23 protein-coding genes and 2 pseudogenes are annotated in these 23,822 nt (G+C 66.6%); 16 read left to right on the top strand and 9 right to left on the bottom strand.

The features are described from left to right. Window positions 1-32: 32 nt before the first annotated feature. On the bottom strand, window positions 33-881 hold the full coding sequence (locus tag H9L22_RS14255) for a TM2 domain-containing protein (RefSeq protein WP_226966327.1): 849 nt from the start codon (window positions 879-881) through the stop codon (window positions 33-35). 788 nt (window positions 882-1,669) lie between these two features. Between H9L22_RS14255 and H9L22_RS14250 the strand changes: the two genes are divergently transcribed. From H9L22_RS14250 to H9L22_RS14185, 14 genes are all read left to right on the top strand, one after another. After that, window positions 1,670-2,320, top strand: coding sequence for a hypothetical protein (locus H9L22_RS14250; RefSeq protein ID WP_187720495.1), 651 nt, complete (start codon window positions 1,670-1,672; stop codon window positions 2,318-2,320). A 248-nt stretch (window positions 2,321-2,568) separates the two neighbouring features. Then, on the top strand, window positions 2,569-2,736 hold the full coding sequence (locus tag H9L22_RS14245; RefSeq protein ID WP_187720494.1) for a hypothetical protein: 168 nt from the start codon (window positions 2,569-2,571) through the stop codon (window positions 2,734-2,736). 136 nt (window positions 2,737-2,872) lie between these two features. Further along, window positions 2,873-3,478, top strand: a complete 606-nt coding sequence (locus H9L22_RS14240; protein ID WP_187720493.1) for a hypothetical protein — start codon at window positions 2,873-2,875, stop codon at window positions 3,476-3,478. Then, window positions 3,475-3,807, top strand: a complete 333-nt coding sequence (locus tag H9L22_RS14235) for a hypothetical protein (protein ID WP_187720492.1) — start codon at window positions 3,475-3,477, stop codon at window positions 3,805-3,807. The genes H9L22_RS14240 and H9L22_RS14235 overlap by 4 nt, the downstream gene beginning before the upstream one ends. Window positions 3,808-3,809: 2 nt before the next feature. Next, window positions 3,810-4,583, top strand: a complete 774-nt coding sequence (locus tag H9L22_RS14230) for a hypothetical protein (RefSeq protein ID WP_187720491.1) — start codon at window positions 3,810-3,812, stop codon at window positions 4,581-4,583. A 1-nt stretch (window position 4,584) separates the two neighbouring features. Further along, window positions 4,585-5,271 carry a hypothetical protein gene (locus H9L22_RS14225; RefSeq protein WP_187720490.1) on the top strand — a complete coding sequence of 229 codons (687 nt, stop codon included), beginning with the start codon at window positions 4,585-4,587 and terminating at the stop codon, window positions 5,269-5,271. After that, window positions 5,271-6,059, top strand: coding sequence for a hypothetical protein (locus H9L22_RS14220; RefSeq protein WP_187720489.1), 789 nt, complete (start codon window positions 5,271-5,273; stop codon window positions 6,057-6,059). The genes H9L22_RS14225 and H9L22_RS14220 overlap by 1 nt, the downstream gene beginning before the upstream one ends. Beyond that, window positions 6,040-7,545 carry an SCO6880 family protein gene (locus H9L22_RS14215; RefSeq protein ID WP_187720488.1) on the top strand — a complete coding sequence of 502 codons (1,506 nt, stop codon included), beginning with the start codon at window positions 6,040-6,042 and terminating at the stop codon, window positions 7,543-7,545. Before H9L22_RS14220 ends, H9L22_RS14215 begins: the two co-directional genes overlap by 20 nt. Window positions 7,546-7,801: 256 nt before the next feature. Beyond that, entirely contained in the window at window positions 7,802-9,028 is a 1,227-nt protein-coding gene (locus H9L22_RS14210; RefSeq protein ID WP_226965883.1) for an ATP-binding protein, read from the top strand. Then, window positions 9,028-10,491, top strand: a complete 1,464-nt coding sequence (locus H9L22_RS14205; RefSeq protein WP_226965882.1) for a M23 family metallopeptidase — start codon at window positions 9,028-9,030, stop codon at window positions 10,489-10,491. Before H9L22_RS14210 ends, H9L22_RS14205 begins: the two co-directional genes overlap by 1 nt. After that, on the top strand, window positions 10,488-11,024 hold the full coding sequence (locus H9L22_RS14200) for a hypothetical protein (RefSeq protein ID WP_187720487.1): 537 nt from the start codon (window positions 10,488-10,490) through the stop codon (window positions 11,022-11,024). Before H9L22_RS14205 ends, H9L22_RS14200 begins: the two co-directional genes overlap by 4 nt. Window positions 11,025-11,257: 233 nt before the next feature. Then, a complete protein-coding gene (locus H9L22_RS14195; RefSeq protein ID WP_187720486.1) occupies window positions 11,258-11,701 on the top strand; it encodes a hypothetical protein in 444 nt (147 codons plus the stop codon). Continuing rightward, window positions 11,698-13,134 (top strand): type IV secretory system conjugative DNA transfer family protein, encoded by a 1,437-nt coding sequence (locus H9L22_RS14190; RefSeq protein ID WP_187720485.1) that lies wholly within the window; start codon window positions 11,698-11,700, stop codon window positions 13,132-13,134. Before H9L22_RS14195 ends, H9L22_RS14190 begins: the two co-directional genes overlap by 4 nt. Window positions 13,135-13,145: 11 nt before the next feature. Further along, window positions 13,146-13,652 carry a ubiquitin family protein gene (locus H9L22_RS14185; RefSeq protein WP_187720484.1) on the top strand — a complete coding sequence of 169 codons (507 nt, stop codon included), beginning with the start codon at window positions 13,146-13,148 and terminating at the stop codon, window positions 13,650-13,652. Window positions 13,653-13,809: 157 nt separating this feature from the next. On the opposite strand, the gene H9L22_RS14180 is transcribed toward H9L22_RS14185, so the two are convergent. Genes H9L22_RS14180 through H9L22_RS14155 form a run of 6 tightly spaced genes read right to left on the bottom strand, consistent with a single transcriptional unit; the run spans window position 13,810 to window position 20,760 of the window. Next, a complete protein-coding gene (locus H9L22_RS14180) occupies window positions 13,810-14,418 on the bottom strand; it encodes a KpsF/GutQ family sugar-phosphate isomerase (RefSeq protein WP_187720483.1) in 609 nt (202 codons plus the stop codon). Between the two features lie 36 nt (window positions 14,419-14,454). Continuing rightward, a complete protein-coding gene (locus tag H9L22_RS14175) occupies window positions 14,455-15,486 on the bottom strand; it encodes an ABC transporter permease (protein ID WP_187720482.1) in 1,032 nt (343 codons plus the stop codon). A gap of 1 nt (window position 15,487) precedes the next feature. Beyond that, window positions 15,488-16,495, bottom strand: coding sequence for an ABC transporter permease (locus H9L22_RS14170; RefSeq protein WP_187720481.1), 1,008 nt, complete (start codon window positions 16,493-16,495; stop codon window positions 15,488-15,490). Continuing rightward, window positions 16,482-17,996, bottom strand: a complete 1,515-nt coding sequence (locus H9L22_RS14165; protein ID WP_187720480.1) for a sugar ABC transporter ATP-binding protein — start codon at window positions 17,994-17,996, stop codon at window positions 16,482-16,484. The genes H9L22_RS14170 and H9L22_RS14165 overlap by 14 nt, the downstream gene beginning before the upstream one ends. Before the next feature lie 25 nt (window positions 17,997-18,021). Then, window positions 18,022-19,059 (bottom strand): substrate-binding domain-containing protein, encoded by a 1,038-nt coding sequence (locus tag H9L22_RS14160; protein WP_187720479.1) that lies wholly within the window; start codon window positions 19,057-19,059, stop codon window positions 18,022-18,024. Window positions 19,060-19,098: 39 nt separating this feature from the next. Then, entirely contained in the window at window positions 19,099-20,760 is a 1,662-nt protein-coding gene (locus H9L22_RS14155) for a ribulokinase (protein ID WP_187720478.1), read from the bottom strand. An 82-nt stretch (window positions 20,761-20,842) separates the two neighbouring features. On the opposite strand from H9L22_RS14155, the gene H9L22_RS14150 reads away from it, so the two are divergent. After that, a complete protein-coding gene (locus tag H9L22_RS14150) occupies window positions 20,843-21,826 on the top strand; it encodes a sugar-binding transcriptional regulator (protein ID WP_187720477.1) in 984 nt (327 codons plus the stop codon). A 78-nt stretch (window positions 21,827-21,904) separates the two neighbouring features. Here the strand turns inward: H9L22_RS14150 and H9L22_RS19815 are convergent. Further along, window positions 21,905-22,307: pseudogene (locus tag H9L22_RS19815) on the bottom strand (transposase). Window positions 22,308-22,333: 26 nt separating this feature from the next. Between H9L22_RS19815 and H9L22_RS20765 the strand changes: the two are divergent. Continuing rightward, window positions 22,334-22,447 (top strand): annotated as a pseudogene (locus H9L22_RS20765) (transposase); the annotation flags it as partial. Window positions 22,448-22,723: 276 nt separating this feature from the next. Here the strand turns inward: H9L22_RS20765 and H9L22_RS14135 are convergent. Then, window positions 22,724-23,821 (bottom strand): glycoside hydrolase family 172 protein, encoded by a 1,098-nt coding sequence (locus H9L22_RS14135; protein WP_187720476.1) that lies wholly within the window; start codon window positions 23,819-23,821, stop codon window positions 22,724-22,726. Window position 23,822: the final 1 nt, after the last annotated feature.

The following is a 23,822-nucleotide window of genomic DNA, read 5'->3' as shown; positions in this document are numbered from 1 at the left end:
GCGCTTAGTCCGGCGCCTTTGAGCCGGGTCCCCTAACGCATGTCGCGGATCCCCTCGACACCGACCTGGAACTCTAGACCCCGATCCGCATTCACTTGCCGGATGTTGTCGACCAGCTGTCGGTCCACCGCCCGTAGCGCGCCTTGGACGCTGGCGACTCGTTCCGCGGGGTTATCCCAGAACCTGGGATTCATGAGGACGTCGAGGATGTAATCCCTATCGAGTGCGCCAGCGAGCTTGGAAAGCACGTCGTCGTACTCGGTCACGGCGTAGGCGCGCTGTGAAGCGTCCGCCTTGCTGCCGAGGCGCCGGAACAGCTCAGTCACGTTCTGGATCAGCGACTCGATCTGGCTCACGAATGGGGCGGCGGCGTCCGTTCCGGCTGCAGCCTGCAGCACGTACGCCTGTCGCAGCGCGGACAGCTTCTCCACGTGCGTTCGGATCTTGGGCGGCAGGGGATCTCGCGGGTGTGCGGGAGCCTGGACGGGCTTTGGCCCCGATCGGCGGCGCCGGTAGCGGAAGGCAAGGACCGCGATGCCCGCAGCGAGGGGGAACATGAGCGCCGTCATCGACGTGGAGGCCGATTCGGTGTCCGCGCCCGTGGCGATGGTCCACACGGCCCCTATGAGGCCAGCGATCACGGAGGCGGCGAATACTGAGCCGGCGAGGATCCAGACCGTCCATTTGTACGCGCCGTAGCCCTGCAAGCGATGCCCTGCCGCGTCTCGCTGACGCCCGATGAGAGTCAAGACGAGGTCGAAAAGCCACCAGTAGCCGAACCCACCGAATGTGACCAACTTCCAGACTCCTGATCGCGTCTTCCCCAGGTAGAACCGGTCGGCCCCGAACATGCCAAGGAAGAACGACAGCAGTACCGTCACGACGAAGTCTTTGGCGCCCTCGGCGTTGGAATCTTCCGCGAACCTGGGGGGTTCGGGAACGATGCCGATCGGCTGAGGCGATGGCGGCGGTGGTGGTGGGGCTGGCTGAGAGACCCACCGCGGGGACGGTGGGACGCTGCCGTGCGGGGGTGGCGTGCTCCCGGGAGGCGGTGGCGGTGGTGGGAGACTGGTGGACACGTTCGTCCCTCCTTGGGAACTGGCGGCCGACGCTGGCTGGCGCGACATCCCTATTGTCGTCGTTACCGAGGAACTCGTCGAGGCGGGCATGTGGCATATCGAGTCCTTGGCTCGACGCCGCTTTGTATGGGCGCGTGGCTCGCAGCCACCCCGTCAGCGGCAGAACATGCCGTAGCCGGCTCTCCGGGCGGCCCCATCGTGACGCACCCGACTCTCATCCCAGTTCCATGCGCGATGAAAGTTCTCCGGAGGTTTGCCAGGCCAGATTGCAGAACTCACTCGACGCTATGGCGTCGGAACAAGGCGACGAGCTTGTCGAGATGAGTCAAGAGCCAATCGTCCTCGGTTTCGCTGAGGGGAAGGTGGCGGACCCGGACCGGTCGGCGCGGCCATCGGGCCCGATCGATCGATAGCTTTCCAGAATTGCTCGCACTGGTGTCTCTGTCGAGGGCAACTGGGGTAGGTCTGTCGGCCCTAGTCAGCAGCGGGTCACGAGATTCCTCAGGGCGTGCCGGGCCATCGGGGGTAGGGAAAGGGGGATGCGAGGGCGCGAGGTTCTGCGGTGTGAACCTACGTGAAAGGACCTCGAGATGAGCGTGCGCGCCGCCTTGAACATCGATTCCCTTCTGGATGCCGCGGATGAGCGTTGGGGGGTGTGGACGAGTGGTGAGCCGGTGTTGTCGCGGTTCGGGTCGTGCCGTGATGTGGCGACGTGGCGGGGCGAGGCTGAGTGGCGGGAGGATCGGGAGGTTCTGTTGGCGCTGGGGCGGTTGACTCGGCTCGATGACTCTCGGCTGGACGCCACCGCGGTGCTGGTGCATCTGCTGCTGCCAGCGTGTGAGGCAGTGGTGGCGACCCGTTCCCGCAACACGCAGGACGCGCGCCATGTGGAGGACGTGGCGGCCGGGTACCTATGGGCCGAGGTGGCTGAGTATCCGTGGGACGACCCGTTGAAGGGGTGGATACCGCAGGGAGTGGCTCGACGGGTCGGACGGGCGTTGGATCGGGAGTTCGGCTGGGGGCAGTCGGCCGAGCGGGTGTGGCGTGAGCGGGCTGCGGTCACTCCGGAGGTGTTGGAGCGGATAGCGCGGGACCAGGACCGGGACGCCTTGAAGAGCAGCGACGTGTACTGGTGGGCGTTGAGCGAGGCCGGGCTGAGCCGTGAGGACATGGACCTGCTCGTGGCGTTGGCGGTGACCGCGACCGATGACGGGATCCCCGCGCGGGGAGCGCCGGCCTGACGGCCCGGGCGGCGTGCCTGCAGGTGGTGGAGCCGGGTCATACCGCGGACCAGGTGCAGTACCGCGCCAGGAAGGCTCTGGCGGTGCTCCGGGCCGCGGCCCGCAACGGTGCTGCCGCCTGATCCGCCACCGACGACACAAACGGATTCATCAAGCGCCGAGTTCCAGGGTGCCCGAGTGTGTCGACGCGCTGGCGGGTGTGGGTGCGGGTTCTTGGGTGACAGGACGGTCGGAAGGATGTGGCGGTCATGCCGGATGAAGAGACGCAGCAGCTCATTGTTGTGGCGAAGGGCGAGGCTGAGGCCTGTGATCAGCTGGTGTTCTGGTCCCAGCGGCTGCGGCAAGCGCTGGATGCGCGTCGGCGCCTTTTGGAGATTCCCCCGGCTCGCCTGAAGTCGGCCTTGGAGCGCAAGTGACAGTCACCGGCTTCTCCCTAGCCGAACTTCGCGCCGCGTACGCGGCCCTCCAGGAGGGCACCTTCACCACCACCGGCAGCGAGCCGGCGGCGACCATCCCGGCTGACAGGGCAGCGACATCAACGCTGCCCCCGCGGTGGTGGCGGTGGTCGGCGTGGCTGGTGGCGTCGGCGCGACGGTGGTGGCGTTGGCTGTCGCTGAGGCGCTCGGTGCGTCACGCCTGGTGGAGTTCAGTGCTCCTGGCCTGTCAGGGTTGGCGGCCGCGTCGTCGGTCGAACTCGGCACTCGGCAGGGCTGGATCATCGGCTCTCGCGGCGGCGTGCAGCTGCAACGGCTCGCCAGTTCGGACGCGGTGATGCTCGCCGCGTCCGAGGCGGACGGGCTCACGGTTATGGACCTGGGACTGTGGCCAGACGACCTGGCCGGCACCCGGCCGGGGGTGTTGGTGGCAGTGGCGGCTTGCTCGGTGCCGAGTGTGCGGCGCCTCGAGGCGCGCCTGGACCAGCTGAAGTCGTCGGTTCAGGTGGTGCCGGTGATCACAGCGGTGCCGGGGCGCTCGCTGCCGAAGCCTGTCGGTGGCGTTCTGGGCCCGTCTATCAGGCGTTCGGCCGCGGCTGGGCGGCTGGTGCTGGTGCCGGAGTGTTCGAGTCTTCGGGTCGGTGGGGTCACCGTCGATCCGCTTCCGCGTCGGCTGCAGTCCGCGGCCGGCGTCATCGCGTCGCGTGTGAAGGAACTGTCATGAGCGTTCAATTCGTTGCCGAATCCGTGTCGCTGGGTGGGATGTTGCCCGCGGAGGGGCGCGGGATGGTGTGCCCGGTCGCCCCGGCGGGAGCGCAGGTGCTGGTGGATGAGTTCCTGGGCTGGTTCTCCTGGGCATTGGTGTGGGTGGCATTCCCCGCGGGCATCCTGGCCGCGGTGGCGGCGGTGATCCTGGGCAAGGTGTTCTCGATGCCGCACGTGTCGAAGGGCGGCCTGATCGGGGTGTTCGTCGTCCTCGGCGCCGCCCTGCTCTATCTCGTGATCCCGGGCATCCTGTCGGGATTCCTCGGCGACGGCTGCGTCACCCGCTAGTCATGATCAGAACCGATCGCGCGCACCTGACCCTGCTGGCCAGCGTCACGTTGGTGGCGTTGGTACTGCTCTCCGGCCTGGGGTTCGCCGTCTACTTCGCCGTCGTCGATGACCCAACCACCCGCGCGACGGATCAGCTCGTCGACTCGCTGCCGGCTGGCGAGGTCTCGGTGCGCGATGAGATCGCGGCTGCCCCGATGCTGGCGGTGTCGCGGTCGGATGCGGCGGGCGGCACCCCTGCCCTCGGTCAGCTGCCGACGATCGACATCCCCCTGGTGGGCCAGATCGGTGCGGAAGGCATCCCGACCGGCTACCCGAAGACGCCGGAGGGCGCGGTGGGGCAGTTGGGGGAGATCCTGGTCTCAGTCCTCGGGCCGATGGACCTGGCCCATGCGCAGCGGGTGCAGCAGTCCTGGTTCGAGGACCCGACGGGCTCAGCGGGGTCGTGGCCGGTGTTGGGATTGATCCAATCCTTCCTGACAGCCGGGAAAATGCCGGCAGGTCTGGAGCCGGGGGCCTCGCTGACCGTGATCCCGTCGGCCGGTCAGGTGAAGGGCTCCGACGGCGACAACTGGCATGTGGTGTGTGTGTTGGTGGAGATCACCTACACGTTCCGCGACCAGGCCCGCCTGGCCTACGGGCACTGCGAACGGATGACCTGGATCGATGGCCGGTGGGTGATCGCGGAGGGAGCGCATCCGGTGCCGGGGCCGTCGACGTGGCCGGGCACCGAACTCGCCCTCAAAGCTGACTGGCTCTCGTGGCGGGACGCCTGAGATGTGGGAGCAGATCGGGGAGATGTTCGGTGACCTGGCCGCAGCCGGTGGTCAGATTGTGGTGGATGCGTGGGTGGCGATCTGCCTGGCGGTGTGGGGCGCTGGGTTGTGGGTGATGCGCGCGATCCTGCAGCTCGGGGATTGGTTCCTCACCCCCAACCTCAACCCTGACGGGTCGTCGGCACTGTGGTCGGTCTACGGTGTCACCCTCTGGCTCGGCCTCTCGCTGGCCCTGATGCTGCTGATCGTGCAGCTGGTCGGCACCGTCCTCCGCCGAGACGCCCTCTCCCTTGGCGGAGCGATCTTCGGTGCGGTGAAGTTCGTGCTGGTGTGCACCCTCTGGTACACCTACGGCGCCGCGCTGGTGACTGCCGTCGAGGGCCTCAACACGGCACTGCGCATCCAACTGCTGGGCACAGCGGATCTGGCCGAGTGGGAGCCGACGGGTCTGGACTTCACCGAAGGCGTGATGACCGGCACCACCGCCACTGTGCTCATGCTGCTGGGGTTGGTGCTGTGGCTGGCCGCGTTGGCGCACCTGGTGGTGATGCTGGGCCGGGCGGTGTCGCTGATCGTGATCGCCGCCACCGCCCCATCGCCGCGGCCGGGCTTATGTTCAAGCCGTTTGAGTCGTGGTTTTGGAAGGCGTTTCGCTGGTTCCACGCCGCCGCCATCGCCCCACTGTTGATGACGCTGATGCTGGGGTTGGGTGTCCAGCTCGCCACCGGCGTGTCGCTGGGGATGGAGGACTCCGCCCAGGAGGCCGTCGCCTTGGCGCTGCCGTCAGTGGTGATGATCGCCGTGGCCGCTCTCTCCCCGGTGGCCCTGTTCCGGTTGTTGGCGTTCGTGGATCCGGGCACCACCAGCGGCGCCTCGTTCCGCGCCGGCCTGGCCAGCACCACCGGCGCCTCCTCGGCCGCCGGCCACGCCCACACCGCCGTGACTCGCAGCACTAGCGGCGGAGGCGGTGGTGGAGTTGCTGGTGCGGGCGAGTCGGCCACCGTGAGCCGCGCCGCCGCGGCACACAGCTCTAGCCTCAGCCCCGCCGGATCGGGGGCCAGCGCGAGCGCAGCCGGTGGAGCCGCTGGCGGGGCCGCAGCAGGTGCGGGTGGTGCTGCTGCTGGTGGGGGAGCGGCCGCAGGTGCGGCCACCACTGGGGCTGCCGCTGGCGCGGGGGCGGTGGCAGGGCCGGTCGGAGTGGTGGCAGCGGGGGTGATCCTCGGCGCGAAGAAGCTAGTCGACGGGTTCCAGCAGGTCGGCGCCCGCGCCACGGGACTGGTCAACGACACCACTGCCGGGATGGGGGCGGGGGACCCGTCTTATCCGTACGACCCAGCCGGCGACATCCGCCGCACCCCGACACAGTCTCGTCCGGCGCAGCCCGGCGCCGCGACACCAACCCAGCCGCAGCGTGCGGCGCCGCCCCATGCGGCTGTGAGAGAAGCGGAGGACCACAGTGGCGGCACGAACCTTTGACGCGTTCACCACCCCGAAGGCCGGCGTGATCTGGGGCCTGACCGTCCCCCAACTGCTGTTCCTGTCGGTCGCGACGTTCCCCGCCTGGATGGCGATCAGCTCGCAGCGCTGGCTAGCCGGGCTCATGTGGGTGCCGGTGTGGCTGCTGCTGCTGTTCCTCACCGTCGTCCCCCTCGGCGGCCGCCCGGCAGTCGGCTGGCTCGCCACCGCCGCCGCGTTCGCCGTCGCCGGCCTCAACGGCTGGCTCACCTTCCGGTCGAAAGCCGCCACCGGCACTCTCCGTGACCTGAACGAGCTGGACATGCCCGGCGCGCTGACCGGGGTCGAAGTGTTCGACGGCCCACCGGTCGGCCTGGCCCAGCGCCGGATCGCGGTGATCAAGCACCGCGCGGCGCGGACGTGGGCGATCACTGCCCGAATCGAGCACGACGGGATCGCGATGGCCACCGACGCCCTGTGCAACCGGTACGCCGACGGCCTCACCGAACTGCTGGACACCGCCGCCCGAGGCGAGCTGATCTCAGAGATCCACCTGATGGTGCGCACCACACCCGACGACTGCACCGAGCGGGAACTGTGGCTCCGCGCCAACCTCACCCCCGATGCCCCCGTCACGTCCGTGGCGACGCAGATCGAGCACCTGCGCTGGTCCCAGGCCGGGGTCCGCACCGAAGCGTTCATCACCCTCGTTATCCCCGACAACAGGCTCAGCAGAGAGGCGCGCCACATGGGCGGCGCCACCGATGGCCGGATGAACACCCTCCTGTCCCTGGCGGCCGAGATCGGAGCAGTAGTCACCGGCCCCATGGGCGCCCGCGATGTCACCTGGCTCACCTCCCCAGAGTTGGCGCAGGTCGTGCGGTTGGGGTTCGCCCCCGGCGACCGCGCCGGCCTCGTTGCCGCCGCCCACGACGCCAACGCAGATGCTTCGGTCAATGCTTCCGTGCCGTGGGCGTTGGCCGGCCCGTCCCAGGCGTACACCGCCGTGCGGCATTATGCGCATGATGCGTGGGCGACGGTCACTGCGACGGTGAAGCTGCCCGAGCGTGGCGCGACGATGGGCGGCTGGGGACACGTCCTTGCACCCAGCGAGTCTGTGGAGCGGCGTAGTGTGGCGGTAGTTTTCCCGATCGAGAAGCAATCGGCCGCGGATCGGAAGGCGGCGCAACAGGAGTTTGGCCAGAGCCTCGGGCAAGGGTTGAAGGACCGGCTCGGGGTCCGCACCGGCGCCAAGGACCACCGCCGGCAGGCAAAACTGGACCGGGTCGAGGTGCAGCTCGCGATGGGCGCCACCATGAGCCACCCCTACGCGCTCTGCTCCGTCACCATCCCCGGGACTGCCCCGGTGGCAGAGTTCGGCCGCCGGCTGGATGCGGCGATCCGCCGCGGCGGCATGGCCCCGCAGCGCCTCGACATGTCCCAAGACCTTGCCTTCGTCACCGCCACCCTCCCCCTCGGGGTCAGCCTCACCACGGGACACCAGTAATGGCCCGCAGTATCAACCGACTCCTCGCGGACTTCGGCCACGAACTCCCCACCAAACCCCAGCCCGATGAGGCGCGGCCGGTCCGGGAGTTCAACTCAGCCCCGCCCTGGCGCGGCAAGCCAGCCAGGGGGGCGGGGTGGGTGGCGTCACGACCCGCGGTCAAGCGATACCGAATGACCTCCGACCAGGCCGGCGTGTTCTGGCCCTTCCTCACCGCCAGCCCGTTGCCGCCGACCGGGGCCCGATGGGCACCGACATGAGCAACGGAGCCACCTTCTACGTCGACCCCCACGGCTGGGTCCTCAACGACGCCATCCCCGTCACCAACCCCAACATCTTCGTGTTCGGGAAACCCGGCCGCGGGAAATCCGCCTGGGTCAAAGCGTTCCTCAACCGCATGTTCGCCTTCGGCTACCAGGCCCTGATCCTGGGCGACCCGAAGGACGAGTACGAGCTGATGTGCCGCCACTTCGGCGTCGAACCCTTCGCCATAGGCCCCGGCATGCCCACCCGCCTCAACCCCCTCGACCCCGGACCGCTGGCCACGAACTGGGGCCAGCTCGACAAGGAGGAGCAGGAGCGTCGTTCGGCGATCATCTTCGGACGCTGGCTCGTCCTCCTGCGCTCGCTGATCGGATCCCAGAGTGTGGGCGACAGGAAGGTCGCGGTCGGGCCGACGGAGGAACAGGTGCTCAAAGCCGTCCTCCACGAGCTCACCCACGCGGATTCGGACAGCCGGGCGTTGCGGCCGATTGTGATTCCGCAGGTGTGGCAGCAACTCCACTCACCCAGCGACCGCATGATCGCCGAGCTCCGCTACCCCGACCGGCACACGTTCCTCGACGACACCCGCCTGTTGCGGGACGCGGTGGCGCAGCTCATCTCCGGCGTGTTCGCCGGGATCTTCGACGCCCCCACCACCGTCACCATCGACTGGAACGCGCCGATCCAATCCCTGTCGTTGTCGAGGTTGATGCCGTTGGGTGACGACGCCGTCGGGATGGCGTTGATGTGTCTCAACTCCTGGGGCACCGCCATGCGCCAAGTCTCCGGCCGGCGGCGGATCAACGTCCGCGACGAAGTCTGGCGCCAACTGCGCCTCGGTACCGGCGCCGTCTCCAGCTTCGACGCCGATCTGCGGCTGTCGAGGTCGCATGGCGATATTGAGATCGCCAACGCCCACAAGCCCTCGGACTACCTGGGTGCGGGGCATGCCGGGTCGCAGGCGCAGCAGATCGCCAAGGACCTCCTCCACCTCGGTGACATCAAGGTCCTCTTCGGGCAGGACGCCGAGGTCGCCGACGACCTAGAAGAGCTTCTCGAATTGGGGCCGGTCGCCCGCGACATTGTCAGCGGCTGGGCCATGGGAGGCAAAGGCCGAGCCCTCATCGCCGTGGGTCCCCGCCTCCACAAGGTCGCACTGACCCTCCACCCCGACCTCGAACTGCCCCTGACCGACACCAACCAGAGACTGCAGACCTGATGTGGAAGGCCTTAGTCGTCATCGGTGCGGCGCTCACGGTGCCGTTGGCGCCGATCCTCGTGTTCGCCGGCGCCCTCACCGGATCCCCGGTTCAGAGCCAGACCATCAGCGCCAGCTGCGCAGGCTGGGCCGGCGACACCCCCGCCAGCGTGGAGTTGGATGCGGGACAGATGAACCGTGCCGCTCTCATCTACACCACGGCCCTCGACACCGGCGCCGGCCCAGCTGGCGCGGTCGTCGGGATCGCCACCGCCATGCAGGAATCAATCCTCGGCGCCCACCCCGCCTCCCGCACCCCCAATGCGGATGGTGACGTCGGGTTGTTCCAGCAACGCTCCCTCGTTGGGTGGTACGCCGACGGCACCACCCAGCAAGAGAACCTCCAAATCTTGGCCGATGACGCCTATCAAGCCCGCACCTTCTACCTTGGCCACACGACCCTGACCGGCTGGCACATCCCCGGCCTCATCGACATCCACGGCTGGCAAGACATGTCTGTCGCCCAGGCTGCCCAGGCAGTGCAGGTGTCGGCCTACCCCGACGCCTACGCACGGCACGAAGGCCTCGCCCGAACCCTCGTCGCCCTCTTCGCCGGCCAACCAGCCGGCCTCGCCAACTGCGGACCGATGGATCCGAGCCTGGACTGTGCACCGACCGGCATGCAGTCGGAGCAGGGTCAGACCGCCGACGCGCTGCGTGTGATGCGCTGCATCCACGCGAAGTGGGCGCAGATCCGATCGCTGCTCGGCGTCCGGCCCGGCGACCCCCGCGATCACGGTTCGGGTCGCGCCGTCGACGTGATGATCCCCAACTATCTCTCCCCAGCCGGCATCACGCTGGGCACGGAGATCGCGGAATGGGCCCGCACCAACGCCACCGCGCTCGGCGTCACCTACATCATCTGGCGAGAACACCTCTGGTCCACCGCTAGGGCCGACGAAGGCTGGCGACGCTGCGGCCAGACCGCCTCTTGCTACACCGGCCCCGACCCCTCGGCCGCGCACCTCGACCACGTCCACATCTCCGTCCACGGCACCCAAGGCACCGGCACCACCAGCATCGGGTCAGGTGCGGTCCTACTGCCCGTCGACCAGTACCGCCTCACCTCCCGCTTCGGCGACACCGGACCCCGATGGAAGAAGGCTCACACCGGACTCGACTTCGCCGCCCCCACAGGCACCCCCATCAAAGCCGTCACCGACGGCACCATCGCGCGCACCAGCTTCGTCGGCGCCTACGGCAACCTGACCACCCTCGAAGCGGACGATGGCACCGTCATCTACTACGCCCACCAATCCGCCATCCACGTCACCGTCGGACAACGCGTTACCGCCGGCACCGTGATCGGCAAGGTCGGAGCCACCGGCAACGTCACCGGCCCTCACCTCCACCTGGAGGTCCGCGTCGGCGGTATCTGGACCGACCCTGATCACTGGTTCCGCACCCGAGGACTCACCCCATGACCCCACACCCAGCCGCCCGCCTTCTCACCGCCAGCGTGCTCGCCGCGCTCCTCGCCGCCTGCAGCGGACCTCAAAGCCATAGCCCCACCCCGCCCGTGACCGCTCCACGGCCAGTCACCTCGCACGCATCAGTGGGGGAGAGCGGACCCGAGGAAGGGTGGGTCGGCGACAACGAACTCAACACCACCCTGCACTCGATGGATGCGCATCCTCACGACTCGCCCGAGGATGCCCAGATCGCGGCCGCGGTCACGGCGGCTACGGAGTTCGTCGTCGGGTGGTTGACCGCCGACCAGCAGCAGCGCCGACAACGCCTCGAGGGTGTGGCAGCAGAGGCACTGATCGCCAGCTTCGACGATCCCCGCTTCACCCCCATCGCCGGCACCCAGCACGGCCCAGTCCATGTCATCGAGGCCGATCCGATGCAGATCGCCACCCGACACCGCCTCGACAACGGCACAGCCGTCGACGTCACCCTCATCCACGACCCCGACAGCACCCACGGCTGGATCGCCATCACCATCCACACCTGACCCCCGCCCCTTGCCACAGCAAGCAGAGACGAGGATCCGATGGTGGTATACCCTTCATGCCGTCACCGGGTGGCGTCTCTGAACCCACCCAGACAGGTGCCGGCCCCATCGGCACCATCAAGCCGGAAGCCTCCAGCGAACCCCCCATCGCTGGGGGCTTCCGCGCTGCTGTCGCCAGCCCAATTTCCTGCTCCTCACGCTGTAGTTCTGCGGGGGTGGGGTTCGTGATGGGTATGACAGAAGCTCAGCACGAGGACGGCTATGCCTGGACATGGGAACCCGCCGTCGGCATTCTGGCCGCCGTCTCGCTCTTCGCTCTGCTGGCCGTTCAAGCCGGCCGCAGCCTCACCCTGGCCGCCGTTGGGGCTGGCTGGCACTGGCCCCCCTCCGCCGCGCTGGTCACGAGCAGTTGGGGCATCCTCACCGGCGATCTCCACGCCGGCCTCGCGACCGCCGGCGACAGGGGCGTCGTGGAGGTGGCCTGGGTGATCGCGGGTTCACTGTTCATCGCCGCCCTGGTCGCCGCGACCATCCTGGCGTTGCGTGTGACCGCCGGCCGCCGCTTCAAGGGCATGGCCAGCAGCGGGCAGGCCGAGCAACTCCTCGGGTTAGGTCGGCTCCGGGCCCATCGGGCCGTGATCCGTCCTGACCTCTACCGCACCGGCGATCGCCCATGAGACGACGGTTTGACCCCACCGCGGTGGGGTGGCGGATCGGGACCAGCAAGGTGCCGGTCGGGGTGGCGTTGTGGCAGCCGTGGGATCGCACCGCCGGCGTCATCGGGCCCCAAGGCTCGGGCAAGACCCTTGACATTCTCACCCCCGCACTCCTCCAAGCCCCCGGCGCGGCGCTAGTCACGCTCACCAAACCAGATGATCTCCTCCTCACGCTGGCCGCCCGTCAAGCCCGCGGACCCGTGGCCGTCCTCGACCCGTTCGGCGCCGCCCCGGGCCTGCCGGAGCTGATCTGGGACCCAGTCGACGGCTGCGTGAACGCCACCGTCGCCGAGAAACGCGCAAAAGCGTTCTGCGCCGGCACTCTCGGCAGCGGACGAGAAGGCACCGACTCCGCAGCCCGGTTCTACGCCGCCGAAGCCGCGAAAGTCATCCAGTGCTACCTCCACGCCGCAGCACTCGCCGGGCACAGCCTCAACGACGTGCTGCAGTGGGCCGCCAGCCCCCGCACCGCCACCCGGCCCATCGACATCCTGCGCGCGCATCCGATGGCGGAACCGAACTGGTCCGGCCTGCTGGCCGGTGCCGTCAGCAACACCGATGAACGCACCGCCGGCAACACCAAGTCCACCGTCGACCAAGCACTGGCCCTCTTCGCTACGAAGGATCGGCGGGAACGCTGCGTCCCTAGCGACGGCCGGCCGGCCGTCGACATCGCTGACCTCATCCGCCGAGGTGGCACCATCTACCTGCTGGGCCGCGAAGACCCCTACGTCTCCGCCTCCCCGCTCATGGCTGCCGTCGCTGAACATGTCCTCGACACCGCCCTCCAACTCGCCAACGAGAGCGGCTACGGCCGTCTGTGCCCGCCCATGCTGGCCTGCCTCGACGAATTGCCCTCCACAGCTCCGTTGCCCACCTTGGCAACGCGCATGGCAAACGAGCGGGCGTTGGGGATCTCGTTCATCTGGGCCTCCCAAACCTGGGCCCAGCTCACCCGCATCTTCGGGGAACAGCAGGCCCGCGCGATCAAGGACCTCACCAACTCCCTGATCATCTTCGGCGGCTCCAAAGACGCCAGCTTCAACCGAGAGATCAGCGACCTCCTCGGCACCAGACGCATCACCCGCCGCAACCACCAACACGGCAGCCACGGCTCGATCTCGACCCACGGCGAAGACACCCCCGTCATCCGCCCCGAACAACTCCGAGAACTCCCCGCCCGCAGCGCGCTCGTCGTCGCCGAGAACGGCAAGCCCATCCTCGCCACCCTCCACCGCGCCATCGACGGCAAACCCGGCAAGCAGCTCCTCTCCCAACAGCGAGAAGCACGCCGGCTGCTCAACATCACCGACCGAGACACGAAGCCAATGTCGGTGGGTGAGAAGACTGCACTCGCACACTCCTACGCCCGCCGACTGGGCCTCACCGACTAGAGGACATAGCCATGGTTGCCCCACTCGAGCCGTTCCCGGAGCCGAGCGAGCGCATGCTCGCCGCCCTCATAGATCTGGCCGTTGTCGCCCGCGGCGGAGGACCAGCCGAAGCCATCCTGGTCAACGGCGAGATCCTGCCCCGCCTCTGGGACATCACTTCGATCGCCGACCCAGATCTGAGGGGCGACACCTGGCAGTGGCTCGACGCATTCGTCATCTGGCTCAATTCCCAGCACGCCTGGTACTCCGCGGATCACACGCCACCGTGCTGGCCAGAACACCCCGGCCTGATCCGCGAACTCAGCACCCTCGCCGCCCTGCGCTATCAGGCCGGCGAAGCACTCGGCCCCATGCCGCTTGAAGAATGGCACCGCTACGCCCTCCCCAGCTACCTCGACCGCAGCGCCGACCAGCGCCGCGCCTGCGACGAGAAACACCAACCCTGGCCCGGACGCGCCGCCCACACCCGCCACCTCGTCTCCGACGGGGGCGCGGCAGCGAAGTCGGATCGTTCGTGAGGACCTAGACCGTACCCCCGACGTGCAGAAGACAATCATCTCGGCTCTGTAGGCGTCGGAAGGGTCTCCAAGGTGAAGCCGTCCCTCCTCAGGGGGCGCTGACGCTGGATCTCGCAGGCGGTGCCTAGAGCAATCCGCCGTGTTGAAGAGGGTTCCATCACTCCCGGTGGGTCAACCCAGTCAGGATCTGTTCGGTTTCCTCACCAACGCGTCCACCAGGGTGCGTGAACAGGAACTCTTCCCATGTGTAGCCGCGCAGCGACATGAGAGAGATGGAGAGAGCGTCGGTCCATGAGCTCATGGCGAAGGTACTGCCCATCGCCATGGCGTTGCCGGGATCGGAGTCGCCTGCCGGGATCAGCACCGTGATGTCTGCGAGTTCGACCAGTGCTGACTCTTCACGGCAGGTGACGGCGATTGCTTTAGCGCCGCGCTGTTGGGCCCGGGAGGCGAATTCGGTGAGTTCTCCGGTGCCGCCACCTTTGGAGAATGCAATGACGACGTCACCGGCTGCGACGGCGCCGAGGCTGCCGTGGAGGCCGTCGGTGGGATTGAGATAGAGCGCGGGTGTTCCGCAGACGGACAGGAGGTGGGCGGTCCTTCGTGCGACTGTTCCGGAGGTCCCGGAGCCGGCAGTGATGACCTTGCCCGTCGTGGCGAGCAGGAGGTCGATCACTCGGGTGAATGCCTCGTTTCCGACCAGATCTGCGATCGCGCCGACCGTGGCGGACTCGCGACGGACGAGGTCTCGGGCTTCGGCGAACACTTCGTCGCGTGAGGGCTTTGTCATGGGTCGGGCTCCTTAGGATGCTGTGGTGAGTGGTTGGGTGGGGGGACGTCGCAGTAGCCGTGTCAGCCCGCCGGGCTTGCTTTGTCGCATGGCGGCGACGACGAAGATGGCGAGGATCAGGCCCTGAACGATCTGGTACAGGTAGGGGCTCAGCTGGAGAAGGTTGAAGCCGTTGCTGACCATCTGCAGCAACAGGGTGGCCAGGATGACGCCGCCGATGCGGATCTTGCCGCCGGTGGGGTCGGTGCCCCCCAGTACGGCGATGGTGATGGCCAGCATGATGTAGCTGCCGCCGAAGCTCGATGATGCGCTGGCTGCTCGTGCGGAGATGAGGATCCCGGCCAGTCCGGCTGCTGCCCCGATTAGGGCGTAGGTCTGGAGCTGAACGCGTGAAATTTTGAATCCGGAGTAGCGGGCGGCTGTCGGGTTGGAGCCGAAGAGCACGGCGCGCAGGCCGAAGCCGGTGCGTGTCATGATGAACCAGATCAGCAGCGCAGCGGCTGCGAAGATGAACACGACGATCGGGATGTAGGCGAAGGTCACGATCCCGAGGCTCTGGATGGGCAGTGGGATGCTGTAGAGGGCCTTGCCGCCCGTGATGACGATGCCGATGCCGGCATAAAGCTGTCCTGTGGCCAAGGTGGCAAGGATCGGCCGGATGTTGACGTAGGCGACCAGGACTCCGTTGAGCAGGCCGCACAGGGTCCCTACCGCGAGCGCCACGACAATGGCCAGGAGAGTGCCGGGCACCGACCCCAGCGACATCGTCCCGACGAGTGCCACCCCGATCGCGCTGAGGTTCGCTATTGCGACCAGGGAGAGGTCGATGCCTCCGCTGGCCATCGCTACGGTCATGGCGAGCGCGAGGAGGCCGATCTCGGGCAGTGCGAATCCGATGGACTGGATGTTTAGGGGGGAGAGAAACTGTCCGGGGCGGAGAGCGAGGAACAGCGCTCCGACGAGGATGACCAGCCCTAGGAGCCGGAGAGTCTCTGGGTGGGTGTTGGGCAGCTTGAGGCGTGTGGGGTAATCACGGGTGCTCATCTCAGGCAGCTCCCTCGAGGATCGGTGACGATTGGCGGGCTCGGCGGTTGCTGAGAGCCTGAACGGTGACGCCCACGAGCACGACAGTGCCAACCGCGAATGTGTGCCAGAAGCTCGGGACCCCGAGCCGGATGAGGCTGTTCTGCATCAGGGCGATGAGGAAGACGCCGAGGACGGTGCCCTTGACAGAGCCTCGGCCACCGGTGTCGAGCGCACCGCCGATCACGACGGCGGCGATGACGTTGAGTTCGCCGCCGACAAGATCGAATGGGTTCGCGGTGCGGTTGATAGTCACATGGATGAGCCCGGCGATGCCGGCGATGATTCCTGAAACCAGGTAGAGGAATGTTTGAACGCGCAACACCGGCACACCGGCGCGGCTGGCCGCGTCTGGGTCCCCGCCGATGGCGTAGACCGATCGGCCGTAATAGGTGCGGTTGAGGACGAACGAGACTGCTATGACGATCACGAGTACCGGCACGACGAGCACGCTGACCGGGCTGGTGCCGAGGTTGAACAGTGAGGTCTGGCCCAGTTGATTGAGGCCCTCGGGAATGTTCGCGATGTAGGAGGAGCCGACGAAAGCGAGGAGGGCGCCGCGAATGATTGTCTGCGTCCCGAGGGTCGCGATGAGCGTGGGGATCTTGTAGACCCCGACGAGGATGATGTTGGGGATGGCGAGGATGCCGCCGATGACGGCGGCCGCGAGGAACGGCCAGATGGTGCCGTCGAGTCCTGTGGTGTTCATCACTTGCACGGTCGCGTAGCCGGCGAAGATGGCGATTGCCATGAACGACACGTCGAACCCGCCGGAGATGATGATCATCAGCAGCCCCATAGCGAGTGCGAGGTTGACGATCGCGGAGCGCAGGATGTCGCCGGCGAAGCTGGCTGTGAGAGTCCCGGGCGCCGCCACGGCCATGATGATCAGTAGTGCGACGATCACAGCAAGTAGCACGCCCTCGTTGTTGCGACCACGTAGGCGGTGGAGCAGGTCAGTTGTCTTCATGCTGTGCCTCCTCAGAGACGAGTTCACGGACGTGCTCCTCAGTCATCTCGGCTCCGCTTATCTGGTGAGTGATGAGGCCTTTGTCCACAACGAGCACTCGGTTGCAGACGCTGACGACCTCCTGGAAGTCGTCGGAGACGATGACGATGCCCATCCCCTCGCGGGCGTATCCGCGCAGGATGTCGAGGATCGCGAATTTGGAGCCGATGTCCACGCCGACCGTGGGCCCATTGAGGATGAGGACGCGTGGCTTGGTCTCGGCCCATTTGGCGAGGACGACCTTTTGTTGGTTGCCGCCCGAGAGAGTGCGGATGGCGTCGGACTCTTTGCCGTACTTGACCCGCATGGATGACAGGCCGCGGGAGACAAGGGCTCTGACCGGTGCGCGTCCGAGAACCCCGATCTTGGAGGTCACAGCTGGAAGTGATGCGGAGATCAGGTTGTCGTTGATTGACTGGTCGAGGAAGACACCTTGGGTGAGTCTGTCGGCGGGCACGTAAGCGATGCCGGACTCGATGGCCTTGATCGGGTCCCCGTGGGGGACACGTTGACCATCGACCTCGACGATCCCGCCGTCGATGGGAAGCAGCCCGAAGAGCGCTTCAGCGATCTCTGAGCGGCCGGAGCCGCGGAGGCCGGTCAGACCGACGATCTCACCGGGGGCAACGTCGAATGTGATGCCTTTGAACAGTCGTTCGGAGCGAAGCTCTTGAACCCGCAGGACCGGGGTGTCGGCCGGCTGGGGTTCGATGATCACCCTGTCCGTGGCCGTCTTTTCGCCGACGAGGGCCTCGGCGAGACTGTCATGGCTGAAGGATGAGGATGGCCCCTCGGCGACCAGGACTCCGTTGCGGAGAACGGTCACCTGATCGGAGATGGACAGCACCTCATCGAGCTTGTGGGAGACGAACACGACGGCGACACCATCGCTGCGCAACCGGTTGACGACGACGAACAACTGGTCAACTTCACGCCAGGTCAGCGCGGTGGTTGGTTCGTCCATGAACAACACCGAAGCATCCTGAGCTAGGGCTCGCGCGATTGCCACCAGTTGGCGATCAGCGATCGGCAGGTCCTCAACGAAAGCGTCGAGGTCGAGCTCCACGCCGAGGCGAGACACAACTTCCCGGGCATGCTCCTTGTCGGCGGTGGGTGTGACCAGTGGACTGTTCGACAGGGATCGACGCAGCATCACAATGTTCTCGGCAACGGTCAGGTTGGGTATCAGTGCCATGTCCTGATAGATGACCTGGATGCCGTGGTGCATAGCGTTACGAGGAGAGTTGTTGACCAGCTCGGCGCCCCGCAACATGATGCTGCCAGAGTCGGCCTGCTCGACCCCGCTGATGATCTTGATCAGTGTGGATTTACCGGAGCCGTTGACCCCGGCCAGGCAGTGAACCTGGCCGGCGTCAAAGGTGACCGAGACGTCATCGAGAGCCTGGACTCCGCCGTATCGCTTGGAGATGCCGCGCACCTCCAGCATCGGCTTCGTGCTCATGAGTGTCTCCTTGGGAAGGGGTGGATCAGAAGGGGTAGTCGGCCTGGTTGTCGTTGGTGACGTCGATCCATGCCTGACCGAAGAACGTCTTGGGGAACTCCTGGCTCTCGACCAAGCTCTCGTAGCCCTGGATCCCAAGGTCCGTGCCCTCAGTGATCTCCTCGCCAGCGCTGACCTTCTGCGCGGCCGAGAGCATCGCCTGGCCAGCCAGGCCCGGATCCCAGAAGGTGATGATGTCGACCGCTCCTGTTTCGAGCAGGCTGCCGCTGATCGACGGCAGCGAGGTACCCACGACGCAGACGTCGTCTGTCTTGCCTGCCTCCTCGACGGCCCGTCCGATGCCAGCGACATCTGTTGAGGCGGCGCCCAGGAAACCCTTGACGTCGGGGTTGGTAGCCAGGACCTCCTTGGCCCGCTGGTATGCCGTCTCCTGGCTCTCGTCAGAGGAGATCGCATCGCCCAGTCGGGTGATGCCGGTGTACTCGGCCTGCGCCTTCTCAAGGGCCCCGTCGGCCCACAGGTTGTGTGACTTCACCGTCAGGGAGCCGACGAGCTGCGCGTAGGAACCCTCCCCGCCCATGCACTCAGCCAGGAGATCCATCTGGTGGGCGCCGTACGCCTTGTCCTCGAACGCCTCGATGGATGCGTCGGTGTTCTGGATGCCTGCCGCCTCGTGGGTGATCACGGTGATGCCGGCGTCCATGGCCCGCTTGAGAACCGCTTCCACCGACTCAGGTGAGTTCGGCACGACCAGGATAGAGTCGGGCTGCTGCGGAATGACGTCGGAGATGATGGAAATCTGCTTCTCCTCGCTGGCGTCGTCACCAGCCAACTGCTTGACCGTGAGCCCGTTCTCAGTGGCGTACTCCTGGGCCAGGTCGTCCATACGGCTGAACCAGTCGCTGCCGGCGAGCTTGACGACGAAAATGTTCTCGCCGCCGGTGCTGGCGCTGCCTGAGGCGGCAGTGGTCGCACCGGGAACCTCGCCTGCGGTGCCGCAGGCGGTCAGCGCCAGGACGCCAGCTGTCACGGCAGCGGTGGCGAACTTCTTGTTGATCTTCATGGGAGTTCCTTTCTGGTGTCGGGGGCCTTCCCCGTCGTGCTAGAGGTAGTTCTTGGCTTTGAGCCCGTGCATCACGGTGCTGTGGTCCACTCCGAAGTGCTGATGCAGATCCCGGTAGACCGACATGAGGTGGTCGATCCGAGGCTTCGCCTCCGGGCGTGGATGGTAGATGGTGGCGACGCCGCCGCCGAGCTCGGCAGCCTCTGCGAGGCTGTCGAAGCCACCAGCGGTAGAGCCGGCCGCGACACTGGCGTGGAGCGCCGCACCCAGGGCGGAGAGGTTCTCAATCTGGGTCACCTTCACCTCGCGGGCGGTCACGTCTGCCAGCGTCTGCATCAGGACTGGATTCTTCGAGGCGAGGCCCCCGCAGGCGATGATCTCGGTGATCGGGATGCCATGACGCTCGAATGTCTCGATGATGATCTGTTGGCCGAAGCAGGCCGCCTCAATCAACGTTCGGTAGATGTCGTGAGCTCTGGTGCCCATTGTCAAGCCCAGCAGCAATCCGCTGAGGTCAGCGTCGACAAGGACCGAGCGATTGCCGTTGATCCACTCGAGGGCCAAGAGGTCGGGCCGGTCGGCGCCCGAGCCGTCGGTCATGATCTGCTCGATCAACACCTGGTGGGGACTGATCCCACGAGCTGAAGCCTCGACATGGACTGCGTGAGGGGCCATGTTGCGGACGTACCAATTCAGAACGTCGCCGACTCCGGCTTGACCAGCCTCGTAACCCCACAGATCTGGCAGCATTCCGCTGAACACTGCCCCAGAGATTCCTGGGACTGGGGCCTTGTCCTCACCCATGAGCATGTTGCACACCGACGTACCCATCACCAGCAACATCGGTCCCGGGCCCGTCAGCCCCGCGGCGACCACGGCGCCGTGGGCATCCATATTCCCCACCGGGACCGCTACACGGCCATGGAGACCGAGACGCTCCGCCCACTCCTCGGCCAGATAACCGGCTCGAGTGCCGGGATGCGCCAGGTCCGCATCGAGCTTCGGCATGAGTGCCGAGAACCCCTTAGCGGTGGCTTCAAGTAGCTCGGGCGACGCGTACGAACCTCGTTCCCACCGATAGCAAGCCTTGTACCCAGCAGCACCTGAGTTGCGCAACTCATTGCCGGTCAGCTGCCACACCAGCCAGTCTTGAACCTCGATGATGCGGTGGGCTGCGTCGAAGACGGCCCTGTCCTTCTCGAAGATCTCCAAGGCCTTGGGTACAAGCCATTCCGACGAGATGACCCCGCCGTACTCTGACAACAACTCGGGGTCCTGCTCCTCACAGATCGCGGTGAAGTGCCGCGCCTGTGGCTGGGCCGCGTGGTGCTTCCAGACCTTTGCGTAGGCGTGAGGGTTCGTCCGGAACGGAGCCACGAAGGCAAGCGGAGTGCCGTCGTCCAGAGTCGGCAGGACCGTGCACGAGGTCGCGTCAATCCCCAAGCCGACCACCTCGGCGCCATCAATCCCCGCCCGCGCCATAGCGGCAGGCACGACGGTCACCAGCACATCGAGATAGTCCTGGGGGTGGTGCAGAGCGAATTCAGCTGGTAAGCGTGAACCGTCGAGGAATCGCTCATCCATGACCGCGTGGGGATACTCCATGCTCGCGTCGCCGATCACATGCCCATCGCGCAGGTCCACAACAACGGCGCGGCCGGACTCCGTTCCGAAGTCCACGCCGATGACGAACCAACCCATCCCATCTCCCTTGACGAGCAACCAACTGCTATGTCTCCGAATCCTGTTGCATAAGAGCAGAGATTTCCACTAGCATGCTCAAATGAGCGATGGCGGGGACGAGGATGGCAACCAGGGGCCCGAACATGATCTCAAAATAGCGGTTGCTAAGATGTACTACCTGGATCAGCTCTCAAAGTTGCAGATCGCCGAGACGCTGTCCATATCTCGGTTCAAGGTCGCGCGCCTCCTGCAGGCGGCGCAGGACCAAGGCATCGTTGAGATCCGCATCCATGAGGACCAGACCGGTGGCGCGGACTTGTCTGCGGCACTGAAGGAGAAGTTTGGGCTGCTCAGCTGCGTCGTCATCGCCACTCCGCGTAGCAGCGGCGCAGAAGAAAGCCTGCGATCGGCTCTCGGTGCTGCAGCGGCCAGACTCCTCGGAAAGGTACTTGGCGAGCGAGACATCCTGGGCATCGGCTGGGGGCGCTCCATCCAGGAGGTCATCCCCCACCTGCCACCGCTTCCTCAATGTCCGGTCGTCCAACTCACGGGTATGACCGGGGCGCCTGACCAGAACTCCACCGAGATCGTGCGACGCATCGCGTCCTGGACCAAAGGCACCGCCTTCCCGCTCTACGCACCCCTTCTCCTGCCGTCTCCCGAGACCGCCGACGAACTGAAGAGGCTCCCTGGGATCGCCACCACCTTCGGCATGCACGAGCGCATAACCGTCGCCCTTATGTCCATCGGCAGCTGGAACCCTCCCAACTCACAGCTCCGCGTGCAGTTCTCGCGAGACGACCAAGCAGAGCTGGACCGGTTGGGGGTACGTGCCGAAGTCGGGGGCGTCCTTCTGAACGACGACGGCCAGGTCGTAGACGAGCGCGAGTTCGCCGGTCGAATCCTCGCGATCGATGGAGCGCGCCTACAGCAAATCCCTAATGTGATCGGGGTGGCCGGAGGCAAGACTAAGCGCGAAGCCATTCGCGTAGCCATCGCCAGTAGGTACATCAACAGCCTCGTCACCGACGAGGAAACCGCTCGCATGCTTCTTAGTGGACCATCTCCAACCCCAACCTGGTAACGATTCAGGGGCCCGCTGGCGCGCTCGAAGTATCACGTCCCGTGGGGTGGTGGGCTCTCGAGGTGACGTCTTCGGTGCTCACGATTCGCTGCCGGTGATGGGTTCACTATCGGGTTCCGGGAGGAGTTTGGCCATGGATCCTTCGGAAGGTAGCGGCGCTCGTCGGTGATCCATTCATCCTTGGTGTCGGCCAGGACCATCCCGATCAGTCGCATGACCGCGGCCTCGTTGGGGAATATCCCCACGAGCCGGGCGCGGCGTTTGATCTCTTTGTTCAACCGCTCGAGGGGTTGGTGGACCAGATCTTGGTCCTGTGCAGACGGGGGAAGCCGGTGAAGGCCAGGGCCTCGGCCTTGGCCAGGTCCATGTGGGGTCCGAGCTTGGGGTAACGGGCGGAGCTGGTCGCGGACCTGGTCCCAGGTGGCTGCGACGGCGTCGCTGGTGGGTGGGCGAAGATGGTGCGGAACACCGCGGCCTCCATTTGCGCCCTCGCTGCGTGGCACCTGGGCCAGTCAACACTGCCGGGTCCACTCTGCCCGCAGCCTCCTCGCTCTGGTCCCGAAGGGGCAGATGGAGATGGCCGCGGCCGTGTTTCGCATGATCTTCGCTCAACCCGACCCCCACGGCCGTGCTGCGCGCCGCGTCCGAAGTCACAAATGATGCGGCCAACGACGACCGGGTTCGAGTCGATGGCGAGCAGCTCAGAGCCAAGGTCACGGACTGGAGCCGTGACCTTGGCCCGATGGATGGGTGGGCAAGACCCCGACCTTGTCCTCACCGCCAGCGTTGATGCTAGTGACCGGGGCGCCTGAGTGTGCGGCAACGTCACGCTTGGCAAGGCCTAGCTAAACAGGCAGACGGTTCATCTGAGAGTCCCGGCGTGCGCCAACAGCCTCGTCATCGGGGTCGACGGTCCTGAGCTGAGGGCAGCCCGGGGAACGGCTGGTGCGGTGTGGTCTGGTACCAGTAGGCCGTCGTGGAGATGTCGTCGCTGCGCTCGAACAGGCCGTGGTCCCAGGCCCCGATCTGCTGGACTGTGACGCGCAGCCGCTCGGTGAAGAAGATGGGGTCCGGCAGGTGCCAACGGTACATGCCGTGCATCTGGGGCATGGCGGTGGCGAAGGGCGAGGCCTTGGTTCGGTCCTGGGCGGAGTAGAAGGGGTATCCGAAGTAGGGGGCGCTGAAGGTGAGCACCTCGGGCTCCGGGTCTGCCCGCAGCTCGTCCTGGAAGGCCCACGCGCCGCCGGCGTAGTCCTCCAGGCCGGTGGTGCAGAGTGTGGGGAACTGGTCGTCGTCGTCGATGAAGAACTTCACCTCGCCCTCGCCCCACCAGTAGCGCTGGAGGGAGGCGACCGCTACGTAGGTGCCGAGGTAGGTGCCCGACCCTTTCACGCCGTCGAGGATGACGTGGTCCTCGCCGAGCGCCGTGGTGCCGTTGGAGCGCCTCCATTGTGCGTGGAAGTAGGCCGCGTCGGCAGGGACGTCGTCGCCGGTGGTGTAGTCCACCTGATAGAAGACGTGGGGAAGGTCGCCGCCGTGCTGGCTCTCCAGGGTGAGGCGCGCGGACTGGCGGAACGGCATCGGGAAGTAGCTGTTCATGCCGCGAGTGGGGGCCACGACGATCGGTACGGAGGTGACGAGCGCGCTGGTGGCGAAGCCGTTGCAGAAGAAGTCGCCCAGCGGCACCTCGACCGAGGGGTGTTCGGAGCCGTCCCAGTAGGCGCGCAGGACGAGGTCGCGAAGCACGAACGGCCCGGCCTCGGTGGCCTCGGCGACGGTGATCCAGATGTGGCGGATCACGCCCGGACCCTCGATGTGGGCGAGCGTGAGGGTCTCCCCTGTGGGGAGGGGGTAGTAGGCCGAGCCCTTGCGCCCCGGGCCGAGGTTCGACGCGGCCTGGGCGGCGGCGCCGATGGCACCGGTGGGGTTCTCCGCGTTGATGGTGCGGCTGCGAACGCCGGGCGTGGGCTGCGGGATGGAGATGGAGTGGAACACT

The sequence above is a fragment of the Tessaracoccus defluvii genome (genome assembly GCF_014489575.1).
Taxonomy (GTDB): Bacteria; Actinomycetota; Actinomycetes; order Propionibacteriales; family Propionibacteriaceae; genus Arachnia; species Arachnia defluvii.
Note: the sequence above shows the minus strand (reverse complement) of the source record. Positions and strands in the feature narration are given on the sequence as shown.

What these genes read in the sequence shown, in the direction of transcription:
- H9L22_RS14170 (WP_187720481.1), bottom strand. Translation starts at nt 16,495, where the DNA reads ATGAAGACAACTGACCTGCTCCACCGCCTACGTGGTCGCAACAACGAG.
- H9L22_RS14185 (WP_187720484.1), top strand. Translation starts at nt 13,146, where the DNA reads ATGGTTGCCCCACTCGAGCCGTTCCCGGAGCCGAGCGAGCGCATGCTC.
- H9L22_RS14245 (WP_187720494.1), top strand. Translation starts at nt 2,569, where the DNA reads ATGCCGGATGAAGAGACGCAGCAGCTCATTGTTGTGGCGAAGGGCGAG.
- H9L22_RS14150 (WP_187720477.1), top strand. Translation starts at nt 20,843, where the DNA reads ATGAGCGATGGCGGGGACGAGGATGGCAACCAGGGGCCCGAACATGAT.
- H9L22_RS14160 (WP_187720479.1), bottom strand. Translation starts at nt 19,059, where the DNA reads ATGAAGATCAACAAGAAGTTCGCCACCGCTGCCGTGACAGCTGGCGTC.
- H9L22_RS14195 (WP_187720486.1), top strand. Translation starts at nt 11,258, where the DNA reads ATGACAGAAGCTCAGCACGAGGACGGCTATGCCTGGACATGGGAACCC.
- H9L22_RS14235 (WP_187720492.1), top strand. Translation starts at nt 3,475, where the DNA reads ATGAGCGTTCAATTCGTTGCCGAATCCGTGTCGCTGGGTGGGATGTTG.
- H9L22_RS14200 (WP_187720487.1), top strand. Translation starts at nt 10,488, where the DNA reads ATGACCCCACACCCAGCCGCCCGCCTTCTCACCGCCAGCGTGCTCGCC.
- H9L22_RS14210 (WP_226965883.1), top strand. Translation starts at nt 7,802, where the DNA reads ATGAGCAACGGAGCCACCTTCTACGTCGACCCCCACGGCTGGGTCCTC.
- H9L22_RS14220 (WP_187720489.1), top strand. Translation starts at nt 5,271, where the DNA reads ATGACGCTGATGCTGGGGTTGGGTGTCCAGCTCGCCACCGGCGTGTCG.
- H9L22_RS14165 (WP_187720480.1), bottom strand. Translation starts at nt 17,996, where the DNA reads ATGAGCACGAAGCCGATGCTGGAGGTGCGCGGCATCTCCAAGCGATAC.
- H9L22_RS14175 (WP_187720482.1), bottom strand. Translation starts at nt 15,486, where the DNA reads ATGAGCACCCGTGATTACCCCACACGCCTCAAGCTGCCCAACACCCAC.
- H9L22_RS14205 (WP_226965882.1), top strand. Translation starts at nt 9,028, where the DNA reads ATGTGGAAGGCCTTAGTCGTCATCGGTGCGGCGCTCACGGTGCCGTTG.
- H9L22_RS14190 (WP_187720485.1), top strand. Translation starts at nt 11,698, where the DNA reads ATGAGACGACGGTTTGACCCCACCGCGGTGGGGTGGCGGATCGGGACC.
- H9L22_RS14250 (WP_187720495.1), top strand. Translation starts at nt 1,670, where the DNA reads ATGAGCGTGCGCGCCGCCTTGAACATCGATTCCCTTCTGGATGCCGCG.
- H9L22_RS14230 (WP_187720491.1), top strand. Translation starts at nt 3,810, where the DNA reads ATGATCAGAACCGATCGCGCGCACCTGACCCTGCTGGCCAGCGTCACG.
- H9L22_RS14225 (WP_187720490.1), top strand. Translation starts at nt 4,585, where the DNA reads ATGTGGGAGCAGATCGGGGAGATGTTCGGTGACCTGGCCGCAGCCGGT.
- H9L22_RS14155 (WP_187720478.1), bottom strand. Translation starts at nt 20,760, where the DNA reads ATGGGTTGGTTCGTCATCGGCGTGGACTTCGGAACGGAGTCCGGCCGC.